Here is a 16,116-nt window from a genome sequence, read left to right as displayed (position 1 = left end):
GGCACCTTTGTTCTTGGAGTACGAGCATGTCCGGCGTGACGGGTAATCAGGATGTCGATATCGATCTTGCCCAGCTGGTTCGCGGCGTCTGGGCCCGTCGGCTCAAGGTCGTGGCGATCACCTTGCTCGGGGCAGGGGTGGCCTTTGCCGGCGCCAAGATGATCTCGCCGAAGTATCGCAGCGAGACCCGCATCCTGATCGAGCCGCGCGCCCCGGCCTTCGCCACCGCGCAGGCAACGGACGCGAATGCAGGCCAGCTCCTCGACGAACTGAACATCTCCAGCCAGGTGCAGCTCCTGCAATCGGCCGATCTGATCAAGCTGGTCATCAGCAGCCAGAAGCTCTACGATCTCCCCGAGTTCGACGCGGCCGCCAACAGCTCCGCGCTCGGCGACATTCTGATCGCGCTGCATTTGAAGAAGAGCCCGCTTGCGAACCCGCCGGAAGAGCGCGTCATCGACGCCTTCGTAGAGCGCCTGCAGGTTTATCAGGTTCCCGGCTCCCGCGTCATCGGCATCACCTTCACCTCCAAGGATCCGGCGCTCGCCGCAACGATCCCCAATGCCATGGCCGCCGCCTATCTCGCGAAGCAAAGCGGCGCCAAGCTTGATTCCAACTCTGAAGCCACGCGTTGGCTGGAGCCGGAAATCGAGAACCTCCGCACCAAGGTGAGCGACGCCGAGCAGAAGGTCGCCGAATACCGCGCCGCCCACGGCCTGCTGCCGACCACCGGCGGCGGGAATTTCCAGACGCAGCAGCTGAACGATATCTCCGCCGAACTCACACGTGTCCGCGGCGAGAGGGCGAATGCCGAGGCGCGCGCGCAGTCCGTGCGCAATGCGCTGTCGTCTGGCGAAGCATCCGATACGCTGCAGGACATCATGTCGTCGCAGTCGATCCAGCGGCTGAAGGGAACGGAATCCGGCCTGCAGTCGCAGATATCCGACCTTCAGACGTCGCTCCTCAACAACCATCCGCGCCTGAAAAGCCTCCGCGCCCAGCTCGCAGACATCAAGACGCAGATCCGTCAGGAAACGCAGAAGATCCTGGCCAGCATCGAAAACGAGGCAAAGGTCGCGACGCTTCGCGAGCAGGAGCTTGAGCAGCAGTCCAACAAGGTCAAGGCAAACAGCGCCCAGGCCGGTGAGGATGAGGTCGGCCTGAACGCGCTTGAGCGCGAGGCCGCTGCCCAGCGTCAGCTGCTCGAAACCTACCTGTCGCGCTTCCGCGAGGCCGCCTCGCGCGCCGACAAGAATTCCAGCCCGGCCGATGCCCGCATCGTCTCCACCGCCGTTCAGCCGGTCGATCCCTATTTCCCCAAGGTCATCCCGATCGTTGTCGTCGCGGCACTTGCGACCTTCATCATGACGTCGATCGCGATCATGCTGGCCGAGCTGTTCAGTGGCCGCGCGCTACGGCCGACGTCGAGCGCCGAGGTCGAGGAACGCATCGAACGGGAAACGGTTGAGGTCGTCGTTGCTGCGCCGCCGGCACGCGTTCCGGCGCAGAGCATGCTCGCCGTCCAGCAGGAAGAGAAAGACGAACAGGAAGACGAGGTGGCCGTAGACCTCGTCCCGGAACAGCCTGAGGAGGAGAACGAATTCTCCATCGCTTCCGTCGCGCACTATCTCATCGGCAGCCGTGCGCCGCTGGCGATCGCAATTTCACCGACCGGTGACAATGGATCGGCCGCGACCGTCGCCCTGGCGCGCACGCTTGCGTCCGCGGGCTCGCGTGTCGTCCTCGTCGACATGACCGGCTCCGGACACCCGACGGAACTGATGGCGCAGGGCCGCTCGCTGCCTGGGGTCACCGACCTTCTGTGCGGTGAGGCAGCCTTTGGCGACACCATCCATGGTGACTACCTCTCCGACGCCCACTTCATTCCGCAGGGTAGCAGCGACATGCGTCGCGCCATGCGCGGGGCCGATCGCCTCTCGCTGCTGCTCGACGCCCTGTCCTCCGCCTATGACTTGGTGCTGGTCGAATCCGGCGCCGCTGATGTGGCCGGCGTCTCCAAGCTCACGCAGAGCAAGACCGTCGAGATCATCCTCTCCATGCCCGAGATCGTAGAAGAAGAGTTCGTGGCTGCGATGACCAGCTTCGAGGAGGCGGGCTACGAGCGCGTCGTGCTGATGTCCGGCGGCAATGCGGATGGCAATGCGACGGTCGCCCAGCAGGCGGCCTGATCAGACGCGCGCGAACCGGCGCAGGCGCTGGGCGGCGCGATAGAGCCGCTGCTGCGATTTGACGTACGCCTTGGCCCGGGTGACGAGCCGGTGCACCGTGCCGGCGACCATGCCGCGAGCGGTGAGCGGCAGCACCACATCGTAATGATCGGTCTCGACCGGCGCCCAGGAGCGCTTGTAGCCTTGGTCGCCCAGGCCGAAATCGAACATGCTGACGCCCTTGCCGTGCAGCCCCGATATCATCTGCCAGAACAGAAACTCGCCCGGGCTGGCCTCGGCGCCGATGCTCTCGTCGATCGCGCTGAACTGGCAGATCACATGATCACCCTTGCGTGAGATGCCGGCGACAGCCGCCACGTGACCGGCATGCTCGCCCTTCAACTGGATCGCATGCATTTCGAGACCTGACAGCTCGTTCTGGGCATCGCGGATATCGATCGCGCCATGAAGAAAGGCCTTCGTCTCGGCGTCCGCGAAAACATCGGGCAGTCCCATCGCCTTGAAGCGTTCGCTTTTCAGCCGGAAGAACTGATCGAGAAGTGCGTGCTGGCTCTTGGCATCCGTGTCATGGACATAATCGAAGCCCCCGAGCTCCTCCAGCCGCTTCGACTGCACCCGGAACTTCTTCCGCCGGCTCTTGGCATTCAATTGCTTCAGCGTCGCTTCCATCGTGTCGAACAGCGGCAGCTGATAGGCGTGGTTCTGATTTTGGACCATCGGCAGCAGCGCCAGCGGATTACGGCGGCCGCGCCATGTCAGGGGAATGTTCTGCAGGAGCAGGAGATCGGCTTTCTCTTTGAGCGCGCCGGAGATGCGCGCGGCAAGGTCATGTGCATCGAGTGCCTCGAAGGCATCTGCGAGATCGGCGGCAAACAGACCGGTATTGATGTTGCTATGGTCCGCCCCGATGAACTTCGCAACACGCACGCCGCGCGAGCGGACGATCTCGACCGGGAGGATGAAGACGGTTCGCGCTCCTGACCGGCCACGGATGATGGCGGCCTTATTGCCGTAGGCCTTCATCCAGGATGCGCACCAGTCATAACCCTGGTGCAGGGAATTCAGATTGTCACGCTCGAGCGCGCGCCACTCCGGCTCGATCGCCGCGATGGAATCGACAATGTCGATCTCGATCTTATCGAAAGACAGCCGCGCATTGATCTCCCTGAGCTTCGCCAATCCGGCATCGGCGTCTGCGGCGATGTCACGCGGCGCGGATTCCAATGGAAGCTTTTGCGTCTGCACGGGCGTTCTCCGGGAAAAGATACTGCCCGGGAAAATAGCGCGGCAGCGCATCCATTTCCTTTACGCGCGCGATGCCGCCGGCTTTTCCGTCAATCACGGTTAGTCCGTGATTAATGCCTATTGCTGCTTCGGGCCGGCCATCCACTTGATGATGACCATCGCCGGCAACACCCAGAGCAGCCCTGTCAGCGAGAAATAAAGCAGGTGGCCCCACCATGGCGCATTGCCGAGCGTCGCAACCGCGATCGTATTCGCAACCAGCGCATAGACCAGAACGAGGACGACGATGAGGATGGTGCCGATGAACTTGCGAAGGCGGACAGGCATCTGGTGAATTCCGGTATGGGATGTGCAGGCAGGCCACCGCGACTGCATGCCGCAAATGTTCGGACTTGTTTTGCATCAGTGGCTAAGGCAAATCAACTGTCGGAACGAAGGAGTCCGTCCATGGCCGTCGCTGATCTCACGACTGAACAGGAAATTCTGCGCCAGGTGCGCAAGCAGGATGATAATCGCAAGGCCATACGAATTTGGCTCGGCGTCGTCCTTCTCGCGCTGTTCTGTCTGGTGATTGTGGGCGGCGCGACGCGCCTGACCAATTCCGGCCTGTCGATCACCGAGTGGAAGCCGATCCACGGCGTTATCCCGCCGCTGAACGCGACGGAATGGGAAGAAGAATTCAAGCTCTACCAGCGCATTCCCGAGTTTCAGCAGATCAACAGCGACATGACCGTCGATGAGTTCAAGGGCATCTTCTGGTGGGAATGGGCCCACCGCCTGATCGCCCGCGGCATCGGCGTGATCTTCGCGCTGCCTCTCCTCTATTTCTGGGCAACTGGCAGGATCGAGCGCCGACTGCGCTGGCCTCTCGTTGGCATTCTGGCGCTCGGCGGCTTCCAGGGCGCCATCGGCTGGTGGATGGTCTCGTCGGGACTGACCGCACGCACCGATGTCAGCCAGTACCGCCTGGCGACACACCTGATCACGGCATGTCTGATCTTCGCATCCTGCATGTGGATCATGCGCGCTTTGTCGCCGCATTCCGAAGACACGGCGCCGACCAAAAGCGCGCGTGTCTGGGCCTGCGTGATTGCCGCGCTGACCTTGTTTCAGATCTACCTCGGCGCTCTTGTCGCCGGTCTCGACGCGGGCTTCACCTATAATACATGGCCGCTGATGGACGGCGCCATCGTGCCTTCCGATCTCCTGATCCAGCAGCCAGCCTGGATCAACTTCTTCGAAAACCCGAAGACGGTGCAGTTCATCCACCGCGTAGGTGCCTACACGCTGTTTGCCGTGACGCTGATCAACATGATCATGCTGCTGCGCGCAGCACCGGCAACGACCCACGCACGCCGCGCCGTCGTCATGTTCGCCCTCGTCACCATCCAGGCCTCGATCGGCATCGCCACCTTGCTGCTCGAAGTCCCGCTCCACTGGGGCCTGCTGCACCAGGGCGGCGCACTCGTCGTCTTCGGCTTCGCGATCGCCAACTGGCGCGGCTTCTACGGCGAATACCCACACGCGACGGTGATATCCGAACGCGATTGATTTGGGGACTACGGCCCGCGGTGTGAATGCGACGGGTCGTGGCTAGCCTTGCACGGCCGACGCGCCTTATAGCAATCATCAAGTTTGCCTCAGCGAGATCTGGCCGGAAGCGGATCTCGCTGTTTGCTTATCCGCCTATCGCTAAACCGTTGCAGCTTCCGGCTGGAACCAGTTTCCCGCTCATGACAGCCGGCGGCGTCGGTGTGCTAGCCGAGCTAGCGTGAGCGATGGTTGCTGGCAGAGTAGAGATGAGACGCCGCCGCGTGTGGAAAGCTCAGGCATCCGGAGGGCGGATATAGCGCGCCCTGTTTACCGTGGCGGCAAGACCGACATCCAGTCTCCGCCACCGGGCAACCGATGCGTCCAAGATCGAACTACACATAACCCCTGAACGAAAAAATCCGGCTGCGTCGCCGCAGCCGGATTTCAATCATTTACGTCCGAAAATCAGTCTCAGAAAAAACCGCGGCGCTGCCACCAGCCGGCCTTCTTCGGCTTGCCGTCGCCATCAGCCGCTTCCGTGGTGGACGACTTGACGGTCGGTTCGGAGGAGGCAACGTTTGCGCCGCGATTGGCGCGAACGGGCTTTGCTTCTTCCTCGGCAGGCGCTGCCAGATCGGCGGATGCTTCAGCGACTTCCGGCTCGGCGGCAGGAGCTGCTTCGGCAACCGGTGCTGCTTCAGCGGCAGGCGCCACTTCTGCTTCCACGACAGGCTCTTCGACCGGCGAGGCCTTGCGGCTGCGGCGAGCGCGCTTCGGCTTCACGTCTTCCGTCACCGTGGCGCCAGCTTCAACGGCGGCCATGGCCGAGGAGGCTTCGACAGCTTCCGCCGCTGCGGCTTCGACGACAACGTCCACCGGCGCGCTGTCTTCGGTTGCGGCTGCGGCTTCGCCCGTGGTCTCAACGGCTTCCGCGCTTGCGGCGACATCGCCATCAGCTTCGGCGATATCGTCGCCCTCAGCGCCTTCGGCACCTTCCTCGCGGTTGCGGCGACCGCCGCGCTTGCCGCGACGGCGGCGCTTGCGGCGCTGTGCGTCATCGCCTTCGGCCCGCTCTTCGGAGCCGGCAGCGGACGTGGTTTCGGCGTCGTCGCCTTCCTCGTCACCACCGTCTTCGTCGCCAGCCTGTTCGGCACCGTTCTCGTCGGATGCCTGCTGCTCGCCATTGCCGTTACGGCCGCGACGACGACGGCGACGCTTACGCTTGCGTCCGTCCCCTTCGCCCTCTGCACGGGCAGCGGCAGCCGGACGTTCCGACGCCTGCTTTTCTTCCAGTTCTTCGTCTTCTTCCTCGTCGATCTCGATCACGACGTCATCGTCGTCGTCTTCCGGGATAGCCGCGAAGTTGAAGAGGGTTTCGATCTTGACCGGGTTCTCGACGGCTTCGCCGCGATCGATCGCGAAGTGCTGCGCGCCAACCGCGCCATCGGCATCGATGATGATGGCGACGCCGAAGCGGGCTTCATAGTCAACGATCGTCTGACGCTTGTGGTTGAGGATATAAAGAGCGATCTCCGGCGTCGTGCGAACAGTGATGTCGTGGGTCGTGTTCTTAAGCAGATATTCTTCGATACCGCGCAGCACATGCAGGGCAACGGAAGACTGCGAGCGAACGTGACCGGTGCCGCCGCAATGCGAGCAGACCTGCGTCGTCGATTCGAGAACCGATGCGCGAATGCGCTGGCGCGACATTTCGAGCAGGCCGAAGTGCGAGATGCGGCCGACCTGGATGCGGGCGCGATCGTTCTTCAGGCAATCCTTCAGCTTCTTTTCGACAGCGCGATTGTTGCGCTTTTCTTCCATGTCGATGAAGTCGATGACGACAAGGCCGGCCAAGTCGCGCAGGCGCAGCTGACGAGCGACTTCGTCGGCGGCCTCGAGGTTGGTCTGCAGTGCCGTGTCTTCGATCGAATGCTCGCGGGTCGAACGACCGGAGTTGACGTCGATCGAAACCAGCGCTTCCGTCTGGTTGATGATCAGGTAGCCACCCGACTTCAGCGTCACCTGCGGCTGCAGCATCCGGTCGAGCTGGGCTTCGATGCCGGAGCGCGAGTAGATCGGGTGAATGTCGCGGTAAGGCTGGACCACCTTGGCGTGGCTCGGCATCAGCATCTTCATGAAGTCTTTCGCTTCACGATAGCCTTCCTCGCCGGAGACGATGATCTCGCCGATATCCTTGTTGTAGAGGTCGCGGATCGAACGCTTGATGAGCGAACCTTCCTCGTAGACGAGGCAAGGCGCGGTCGATGCGAGCGTCAGCGTACGGACGTTTTCCCAAAGACGCATCAGGTATTCGAAGTCGCGCTTGACCTCGACCTTGGTGCGGTTGGCGCCGGCGGTGCGCAAGATGACGCCCATGCCCTGCGGCACTTCGAGCATCTTGGCAATTTCCTTCAAGCGCTTGCGGTCCTGAGGGCTGGTGATCTTGCGGGAGATGCCACCGCCACGTGCGGTGTTCGGCATCAGAACCGAATAACGGCCGGCAAGCGACAGGTAGGTGGTGAGGGCGGCGCCCTTGTTGCCACGTTCTTCCTTGGCGACCTGAACGAGCAGGATCTGGCGACGCTTGATGACTTCCTGGATGCGATACTGCTTGCGCGGCTTGCGCTGCACACGGTCAGGAACCTCTTCCATGGCGTCTTCGGCGCCGACGTTCTCGATCACTTCTTCTTCGTGATCATGATCGTCGTCGTCCTCGTCGTCACTGCGGCGGCGCGCATCGACGTCTTCGGAAATCGTGTCGGTCTCGACCATGGCGGCCATCTCGCCGCCGGTGGAGCCGTCGTCGTCGGACGATGCCGCCGAGTCAGCTTCAACCGTCGCTTCGTCAGCGGCGGGAACGACCTTCTTGCGGCTCCGGCGGGGCTTGGCTGCCTTCTTTACAGGCGCTTCCTCGACGGCTTCGACAACCTCTGCAGTCTCGACGGTCTCTGCTACCTCTACAGCGGCTTCGACAGGCGCTTCAGGTTCGTCCTTGGCAACGATGCCGACATCGGGTTGCTCCTGGGTCGCGGGGTCGATCCGTGCCGTATCAACATGCTCGACGTCGTCGTCGCGGCGATGCTCTTCGGCTTCGGCGCGCAACAGGGCCTGACGGTCGGCAAGCGGGATCTGGTAATAATCGGGATGGATTTCGGCGAAGGCCAGGAAGCCGTGCCGGTTGCCGCCGTAATCGACGAAAGCAGCCTGCAGCGAAGGCTCGACCCTCGTTACCTTTGCGAGGTAGATGTTGCCGCGAATTTGCTTCTTGTGTTCCGACTCGAAGTCAAATTCTTCTATGCGGTTTCCGCGAACGACAACGACGCGCGTCTCTTCCTCGTGAGACGCGTCGATAAGCATTTTGTCTGCCATGTAAGCTGAGCTCCTCGGCGCGGTCGATCGTCGGCAGTCTCCGCAGTCGATAAGACAAGGGGAGTGCGGACCGTCATAGCAGCGCCGGATAGTGAAAGTCGCGATTGGTTCGGTGTGGAAGGCAGCAGCCAGACAGCAGCGGGGAAACTCTTCTCCCGGGGTCTGTAGACTTTAGATAAAACCTGCTGCGACACCATAAAAGACCAAGCGAGATCGACAAAACAAAGACCTTATTCAGGCCCGATGAGTTTGCTCTCTCTTTAAAGAGCGGTTGGTGGCAATCCACCGATGAAGTTTCCGCATACTCCGGAAAAATCAGGATCCATTGTCGAGTGGAAGCATGTAAGACGGCGGACGATTGCCGGTTGTGGCGCCAGGTCCTTTGCGGTTGGCTGCCTTGTCGGCGACTCTATCCCGTCAGTGCTTCTACCCTAAAATTGCTTGTATGTTTTCTCCGTCACAATAGCAAGGGAAAAGCCAAATGTGCCATAATATTGATGGATTTGCAGCATCATAAAAAATAGCGGTGGACGAGGTGATTCCGGCGCGGCGACAGTGACAATTGTTCTCGGTCGCAATCGCGTGTATCGCGGGATCCGGCATTGATGACAATTGGGGCATGACAGTCGGTTGTATAGCGAGACGCGGCGCGCAACGGTGAAATCCGGCTTGCGGACGAAAAACTTCAGGGCTTGGCTGGTTGCCGCGGTGATGGCCGTGACCGTTCCGTTGGTCGGTCATTCGGTGGCGACCGCGGCGGGCGAAGAGCGTCTGCTGGCCTATGGCGCGCGCATCGTCGGCGACGATGCCAGGACCCGCATCGTCATCGATTTCGATCGCCCCCCGAGCTTCTCCATCCACTACATCGCCAATCCGGAACGCGTCGTCGTCGATCTTCCGGCGACCGCTTTCGGTTTTCCTGCCAAGGATCTCGAGGCGAGGGGCCTTTTCAAGGATATCCGCTACGGCACGATGGATGGCGACAGCGCGCGCATCGTGTTGACGGCGACAAAGCCCGTTCGCATCGGCATGGCGAGGGTTCAAGCCGATGAGAACGGCAAGGGCCAGCGGCTCGTTCTCGAAGCCGAGATGACCGATAAGTCGACCTTCGCCGAACTGGTGAAAGCCCAATCCTGGAACGAGCCCGAGGCCGGGCAAACGACCAGCGCCATACCAGCGCCCGAAAAGGCTGAGCCCGGCGACTTCATCGTCGCTGTCGACGCCGGCCACGGCGGCATCGATACCGGTGCGATCGGCGTCGACACGAAGACCCAGGAGAAGGATGTGACGCTGGCATTCGCCAAGACGCTCGCGGACCGGTTGAACCGCGAGCCCGGCATCAAGGCTTTCCTGACCCGCAAGGATGATTCGTTCCTGTCGCTGTCCGAGCGCGTACAGATCGCGCGGCAGAACCATGCCGCACTCTTCGTCTCCATGCATGCCGACACGTTGCGCCAGAAGGATATTCGTGGCGCCACCGTCTACACCATCTCCGACAAGGCGTCAGACAAGCTCGCCGCCGATCTCGCTGATCGCGAAAACCTGTCCGACCAGATCGCCGGCAAGGCGGCTGCGACCGAACCGCCCGAAGTGGCCGACATCCTGCTCGACCTGACGCGCCGCGAGACGCAGGCGTTTTCGATCTCGATGGCCGAAAGCGTGCTGGCCTCCTTCAAGGATCAGGTCGGCACGATCAACAACCCGCACCGCCACGCCGGTTTCCGCGTTCTGCAAGCGCCCGATGTTCCCTCCATCCTGCTGGAACTCGGTTTTCTTTCGAACAAGGAAGACGAGAAACTGCTGCTCGACGACACCTGGCGCGCGAAGATCGGCGACCTTTTGACTGAGGCGGTGAAACATTATCACGCATCCATGGTCGCCAATGGCGGCTGACGCACCGCCGTTGCTCAGATGTGACACTTGCGTGGGTAAACATGTATGCGTGTGGAATTGCAGGCAAAAGCCCTACTTTCCTCACATTCAGGCCATTACTCACGGCTATGTTTCCGTGTGCAAAACGGAATTGGCTTGTGGCCGCATCCGGCATGGAGTAATTCGCGCAGCGTGCAAAGTGCCGCGGTTCATGCGATTGTTATGCGCGCGCCGATCGACAATTGAGATACCGGTAGCTTAGATATGATCAGACTTCTTGGATATTTCTTCGGAGCGGCTTGCGTCCTGTTCCTGGGCGTAGCGGCGGCCGTTGCCGTTTATTTGGCGACGGTGACGAAGGATCTTCCTGATTACGCGGTGCTGAGCAGCTACGAGCCGCCGGTGACGACGCGCGTGCATGCCGGCAACGGCGCGCTGATGGCCGAGTATGCCAAGGAGCGCCGCCTGTTCCTGCCGATCCAGGCCGTTCCCGATCGCGTCAAGGCCGCGTTCCTCTCCGCCGAAGACAAGAATTTCTACCAGCATCCCGGTATCGACGTCACCGGCTTCGGCCGCGCCGTGGTCGCTTATCTGACCGGCGGCCCCACGCAGGGTGGTTCCACGATCACGCAGCAGGTCGCCAAGAACTTCCTGCTGTCGAGCGAACAGACCATGGAGCGCAAGGCCAAGGAAGCCATTCTCTCCTTCCGCATCGAGCAGGCCTACAGCAAGGACAAGATCCTCGAGCTCTATCTCAACGAGATCTTCTTCGGCCTGAACTCCTACGGTATCGCCAGCGCGGCACTCACCTATTTCAACAAGTCGGTCAACGAACTGACCATCGCCGATGCCGCCTATCTGGCGTCGCTGCCGAAGGGCCCGGCGAACTACCATCCGTTCCGTCATCCTGAGGCCGCGGTCACGCGCCGCAACTGGGTCATCGACCGCATGGTCGAGAATGGCTATGTCAGCCAGTCGGATGGCGCCGAAGCCAAGAAGCAGCCGCTCGGCGTCACCGGCCGCACCAGCGGTCCGTCGCTCTTCGCATCCGGCTACTTCGCCGAAGCCGTCCGCCGCCAGCTGATCGACCAGTATGGCGAGAAGATGCTCTATGAGGGTGGCCTCTCGGTTCGCACCTCGTTCGATCCGCAATTGCAGGTCTTCGCGCGCAAGGCGCTGCAGGATGGCCTAATCAACTACGATGAGCGTCGTGGCTTCCACGGCCCGATCAAGCAGATCGACACGACGTCGGATTGGGGCAAGGCGCTCGCCGATATCCCGGCGCTCTCCGACGTTCCGGAATGGGACCTCGCCGTCGTGCTCGCCGTTGCCAGCGACAGCGTCGACATCGGCCTGCAGCCGCAGAAGGATGGCGCGGGCAAGATCGGCTCTGACCGCCAGCGCGGCACCATTGAAGCCAAGAACATGCAGTGGGCCTTCCGTTCGGCCACCGGCGGCAAGACGTCCAAGTCGCCGCAGGGCGTACTGCAGCCGGGCGACGTCGTCTTCGTCGAACGCCTTGGCGGCGACAGCTCAACTTCCTACCGTCTGCGCCAGCCGCCCAAGGTCGGTGGTGGTTTCGTCGCCATGGATCCGAAGACCGGCCGCGTGCTGGCCATGGTCGGCGGCTTCTCCTATGCGCAGTCGGAATTCAACCGCGCGACGCAGGCGATGCGCCAGCCTGGTTCGTCCTTCAAGCCCTTCGTTTACGCAGCAGCGATGGACAATGGATACACGCCGGCCTCGGTCGTCAGCGACGATCCGCTCGAAATCCAGGTCGGCAACGGCCAGGTATGGGCGCCTGATAACTACGAAGGCGAGGGCGGTGGCGCCAACACGCTGCGCTTCGCGATCGAGCATTCGCGCAACCGCATGACGGTGCGTCTGGCCAACGACCTCGGCATGAACGTCGTTGCCGAATATGCCAACCGCTTCGGCATCTACGACAAGATGATGCCGGTATTGGCCATGTCGCTCGGCTCCGGCGAAACGACCGTGCTGCGCATGGTGTCGGCCTATTCGGTCATCGCCAACGGCGGCAAGCAGATCAAGCCGACGCTCATCGACCGTATCCAGGACCGCTACGGCAAGACCATCTTCAAGCATGAGGAGCGTGTCTGCGAGGCCTGCAACGCCAGCGACTGGCAGAACCAGGAAGAGCCGAACGTGGTCGATAACCGCGAAACCGTTCTCGACCCGATGACCTCCTACCAGATCACCTCGATGATGCAGGGCGTTATCCAGCGCGGCACGGCCGCCGGCAAGGTCCAGCTCGGCGAACGCGACGTCGCCGGCAAGACCGGCACGACCAACGATGAAAAGGACGCCTGGTTCGTTGGCTTCACGCCGGATCTGGTTGCCGGTCTTTATATCGGCTTCGATTCGCCATCGACACTGGGCCGCGGCGGCACCGGCAGCTCGCTGTCCGCACCCGTCTTCAACGAGTTCATGCAGGCGGCCGTGAAGGATACGCCGGTATCGAAGTTCGTCATTCCTGCCGGCATGAACCTGATCCCGATCGACCGCAAGACCGGCATGGCCGCGACGCAGGGCGATCCGAACACCATCATCGAAGCCTTCAAGCCCGGCACCGGCCCGGCTGACAGCTACTCCGTTATCGGCATGGACAACACCATGGCGCCGGAGGAAATCCTGAAGACCTCGCCGCAGGCCAACCAGGCGGTTCAATCCGGCGCCGGCGGTCTATACTGACATTTTCGACTGATAGCGTGGCGGTCGCGGCTCTTTACATCCGCGGCCGCCACAACTATTTGACGGACGACTTTTGAAGACAACGCAAAAGAAGCGGGACAATGCGAGCGGAAATCCAGAACGTAGTCGATGAAACCAAGCAGGCTATCACCCTGCTGAGGAGGCATCTTTGACTGGGACCAGGCGATAAGACGACTGGACTGGTTGAACAACAAGGCAGAGGACCCGAACCTCTGGAACGATGCCACCGAAGCACAGAAGCTGATGCGCGAGCGCCAGCAGCTCGATGACGGCATCAGCGGCGTACGCCGCTTCGAACAGCAGATCAAAGACAACATCGAGCTCATCGAGATGGGCGAGGACGAGGGCGATGAAGCCATCGTCAAGGAAGCCGAAGACGCGCTGAAGGCACTCAAGGCCGAAGCCGCGCGCCAGCAGGTCGAAGCGATGTTGTCTGGCGAAGCCGACAGCAACGACACCTATCTCGAACTGCACTCCGGCGCCGGCGGCACGGAAAGCCAGGACTGGGCGAACATGCTTTTGCGCATGTATACCCGCTGGGCCGAACGCTCGAAGTTCAAGGTTGAACTGCTCGAAGTGCATGACGGCGAAGAAGCCGGCATCAAGTCCGCGACGCTGCTCGTCAAGGGCCACAACGCCTATGGCTGGCTGAAGACCGAATCGGGCGTTCACCGCCTGGTCCGCATCTCGCCCTATGACAGCAACGCGCGTCGCCACACCTCGTTCTCGTCCATCTGGGTCTATCCGGTCGTCGACGACTCGATCCAGATCGACATCAACGAAAGCGATTGCCGCATCGACACCTACCGCTCGTCCGGCGCCGGTGGTCAGCACGTCAACACGACCGACTCCGCTGTCCGCATCACCCACATGCCCTCAGGCATCGTGGTGCAGTGCCAGCAGGAACGCTCGCAGCACAAGAACCGCGCCAAGGCCTGGGACATGCTGCGCGCACGTCTCTACGAAGCGGAACTGAAGAAGCGCGAAGACGCGGCCAACGCCGAAGCGGCCTCCAAGTCCGATATCGGCTGGGGCCACCAGATCCGCTCCTACGTCCTGCAGCCCTACCAGATGGTCAAGGACCTGCGCACCGGCGTTACCAGCACCGCGCCCGACGACGTTCTGGATGGCGAACTCGACGAGTTCATGGAAGCAGCGCTCGCGCACCGCATCAGCGGCAAGGCGGATGCCGTGGTCGACGACGTCGACTGATCGATCTGGTCAAGATGATATCGAAAAGGCCCCATGCGGGGCCTTTTCTGATTCTGGCGGTGCGTCTTTCGAAGCGCGACGGACTTTAATGTCCCGACTTCTCGACGCTGATATCGCCGAACTCGTCGATAATGACGGTCCAGCTGTCGGCATCTCCATCCGGATCCGTCTTCAGATAGACCATGGCGAACAGCCCCGGTTCGTTCAGCCGCCCGGTCGAATTTTCAGGGCGAATATCCGTCACATAGGGATTGAGGTCGTTCAGCTCCTGAACCTCGACCGTCGAGACGATCTCAGGGCCTGCATCGGTCTGCGCGATCTGCTGCAGATAGACCTTCGCGGTGCGATCGGCCTGACGAACCGCAAACAGCTTGTAATAGCCGTGGCGGGGTTGGCTTGGCGCGGCGGGCGTCGCCGTCGCTGAGGCTGGCGCATTCGGCGTGCTCGCGGCTGGCGGACGGGTGACCGCCGGCGCATTGCCGTCGTCGGCCCAGTAACCCGTGCTCGTCGCGAATGTGATGCTCGCAGGCAAGATTGGATCGGTGGCATCCGTCGTCTGCGCGGCAAGCGGAACCGCGGCGATCAGCAGCGCGCAGGCTGTCAGTCCGAAACGCTTCATCGCCTCAATCCTCGAATTGCTCGGATAGAATACGGTCGGACCAGGAGCGGTCGGGGTCTGAGAGAATGCGAGCCGTCATGTGCTCGGATTGAGCGATGCGCACATGCAGCACCGACTTGACCTCGGAGTTATCCGCAACCGCATTCACCGGGCGCTTTTCCGATTCGAGAATATGAATGTCCACCGTCACCTTGTTCGGCAGCAGCGCCCCTCGCCAGCGGCGGGGGCGGAACGCGCTCACCGGCGTCATGGCCAAAAGCGGCGCGTCCAGAGGCAAGATCGGACCGTGCGCAGAGAGATTGTAGGCCGTCGACCCGGCCGGCGTCGCCACCATCAGGCCGTCGCAGATCAGTTCTTCAAGCCGCACGACGCCATCGACTTCGACCTTGAGCTTGGCGGCCTGGTAGGATTGGCGAAACAGCGAGACCTCGTTGATGGCAAGCGCGGTATCGCTCGTTCCATCCGCATTCGTGGTCGTCATTCTCAGCGGCCGAAACGTGTTCTCGACGGCCGCATTGATCCGCTCGCGCAACGCGTCGGTGCGGTACTCGTTCATCAGAAAGCCGACGGAGCCCCGGTTCATTCCATAGACGAGCCTGCCGGAGTTCATCGTGCTGTGCAGCGTCTGCAGCATGAAGCCGTCGCCACCGAGTGCCACAATCACATCGGCGTCCTTGGCGGGCACATCCCCGTAAACGCGAATCAACTCGTCTCGCGCCGCCAGCGCCTCGGCGGTGGGGGAAGCCAGAAAACAGAGGGTTTGAAAGGATACGCTCATGCAATGCCCTTTGATAAAGTCCGCCTAGCTAAATGATAATGGGCTGGCACGACAAGGCATTTTAAGGTCGCAGCTGTTCGCCGGGACTTCTCTCTGCATAGGTGAGGAGAGTGCAGTAGGGCGCCAATTTTATGGCGCCCCCTGTTTGTAATCGGCTTCGAGCGGGTCTTGGTCGACTCGCGTCCGTGGCCCGTCGGGTCAGCGACAGCGCCTTACTTGTTCTGAAGCAGCCAGATCTTTCCGCCCATGGTGATGCCATAGGTATCGGTGGTGCCATCGTCGGTGAGATTGCGGCGCTCCACGAAGCCGTGCTCGCAGAGGTCAACAAGCGTCTTCGCGGTGACCGTCTTGATCTTCTGCGGGCGCTCTTTCCAGCGGTCCGTTTTCGCATAAGTCACGGTTGCGTTCTCATGCGTCCACTTGCCGGCCGCCTGCGGATAGAGATCGCCATCACGGGCGAGTTTAAGTCCCGCGATCTGCGCCGGGGTGAGTTCAGCCATTTCAATAACCTCTTGGCATGTTGCACGGATCAGCCGTGAATGCAGGGGAACCCTGGGAAACCAAGG

The 16,116-nt window shown here is 61.7% G+C and carries 11 protein-coding genes; 5 read left to right on the top strand and 6 right to left on the bottom strand.

What is annotated here, in order from left to right:
- The first annotated feature begins 26 nt into the window (after nt 1–26).
- Entirely contained in the window at nt 27–2,189 is a 2,163-nt protein-coding gene (locus tag ACCD05_RS02325) for a GumC family protein (RefSeq protein WP_413390920.1), read from the top strand.
- Here ACCD05_RS02325 and ACCD05_RS02320 read toward each other — a convergent pair whose 3' ends face one another.
- Nucleotides 2,190–3,434 carry a GNAT family N-acetyltransferase gene (locus ACCD05_RS02320; protein ID WP_413390918.1) on the bottom strand — a complete coding sequence of 415 codons (1,245 nt, stop codon included), beginning with the start codon at nt 3,432–3,434 and terminating at the stop codon, nt 2,190–2,192.
- A gap of 117 nt (nt 3,435–3,551) precedes the next feature.
- On the bottom strand, nt 3,552–3,761 hold the full coding sequence (locus ACCD05_RS02315) for a DUF2842 domain-containing protein (protein ID WP_018898664.1): 210 nt from the start codon (nt 3,759–3,761) through the stop codon (nt 3,552–3,554).
- Nucleotides 3,762–3,881: 120 nt separating this feature from the next.
- Here ACCD05_RS02315 and ACCD05_RS02310 point away from each other — a divergent pair, with 120 nt between their 5' ends.
- A complete protein-coding gene (locus tag ACCD05_RS02310) occupies nt 3,882–4,985 on the top strand; it encodes a COX15/CtaA family protein (RefSeq protein WP_413390916.1) in 1,104 nt (367 codons plus the stop codon).
- 453 nt (nt 4,986–5,438) lie between these two features.
- Here ACCD05_RS02310 and ACCD05_RS02305 read toward each other — a convergent pair whose 3' ends face one another.
- Nucleotides 5,439–8,336, bottom strand: coding sequence for an Rne/Rng family ribonuclease (locus ACCD05_RS02305; protein ID WP_413390914.1), 2,898 nt, complete (start codon nt 8,334–8,336; stop codon nt 5,439–5,441).
- Between the two features lie 711 nt (nt 8,337–9,047).
- Here ACCD05_RS02305 and ACCD05_RS02300 point away from each other — a divergent pair.
- From ACCD05_RS02300 to prfB, 3 genes are all read left to right on the top strand, one after another.
- Nucleotides 9,048–10,229 carry an N-acetylmuramoyl-L-alanine amidase gene (locus tag ACCD05_RS02300; protein WP_413391068.1) on the top strand — a complete coding sequence of 394 codons (1,182 nt, stop codon included), beginning with the start codon at nt 9,048–9,050 and terminating at the stop codon, nt 10,227–10,229.
- A 243-nt stretch (nt 10,230–10,472) separates the two neighbouring features.
- On the top strand, nt 10,473–12,920 hold the full coding sequence (locus ACCD05_RS02295; protein WP_111561176.1) for a penicillin-binding protein 1A: 2,448 nt from the start codon (nt 10,473–10,475) through the stop codon (nt 12,918–12,920).
- A 101-nt stretch (nt 12,921–13,021) separates the two neighbouring features.
- A protein-coding gene (prfB, locus tag ACCD05_RS02290; RefSeq protein ID WP_413390911.1) for a peptide chain release factor 2 occupies nt 13,022–14,153 on the top strand; the annotation gives its coding sequence in 2 pieces (ribosomal slippage) (nt 13,022–13,090 and nt 13,092–14,153; 1,131 coding nt in all).
- An 85-nt stretch (nt 14,154–14,238) separates the two neighbouring features.
- Here the strand turns inward: prfB and ACCD05_RS02285 are convergent.
- The 3 genes from ACCD05_RS02285 to ACCD05_RS02275 all read right to left on the bottom strand — a co-directional run bounded on the left by ACCD05_RS02285 (nt 14,239) and on the right by ACCD05_RS02275 (nt 16,050).
- Entirely contained in the window at nt 14,239–14,772 is a 534-nt protein-coding gene (locus tag ACCD05_RS02285; RefSeq protein WP_413390909.1) for a hypothetical protein, read from the bottom strand.
- A 4-nt stretch (nt 14,773–14,776) separates the two neighbouring features.
- Nucleotides 14,777–15,550, bottom strand: coding sequence for an NAD kinase (locus ACCD05_RS02280; RefSeq protein WP_209189824.1), 774 nt, complete (start codon nt 15,548–15,550; stop codon nt 14,777–14,779).
- A gap of 212 nt (nt 15,551–15,762) precedes the next feature.
- A complete protein-coding gene (locus ACCD05_RS02275; RefSeq protein ID WP_413390907.1) occupies nt 15,763–16,050 on the bottom strand; it encodes a hypothetical protein in 288 nt (95 codons plus the stop codon).
- Between the last annotated feature and the right edge of the window lie 66 nt (nt 16,051–16,116).

Source organism: Rhizobium sp. Rhizsp42, assembly GCF_047304155.1.
Taxonomy (GTDB): Bacteria; Pseudomonadota; Alphaproteobacteria; order Rhizobiales; family Rhizobiaceae; genus Rhizobium.
Note: the sequence above shows the minus strand (reverse complement) of the source record. Positions and strands in the feature narration are given on the sequence as shown.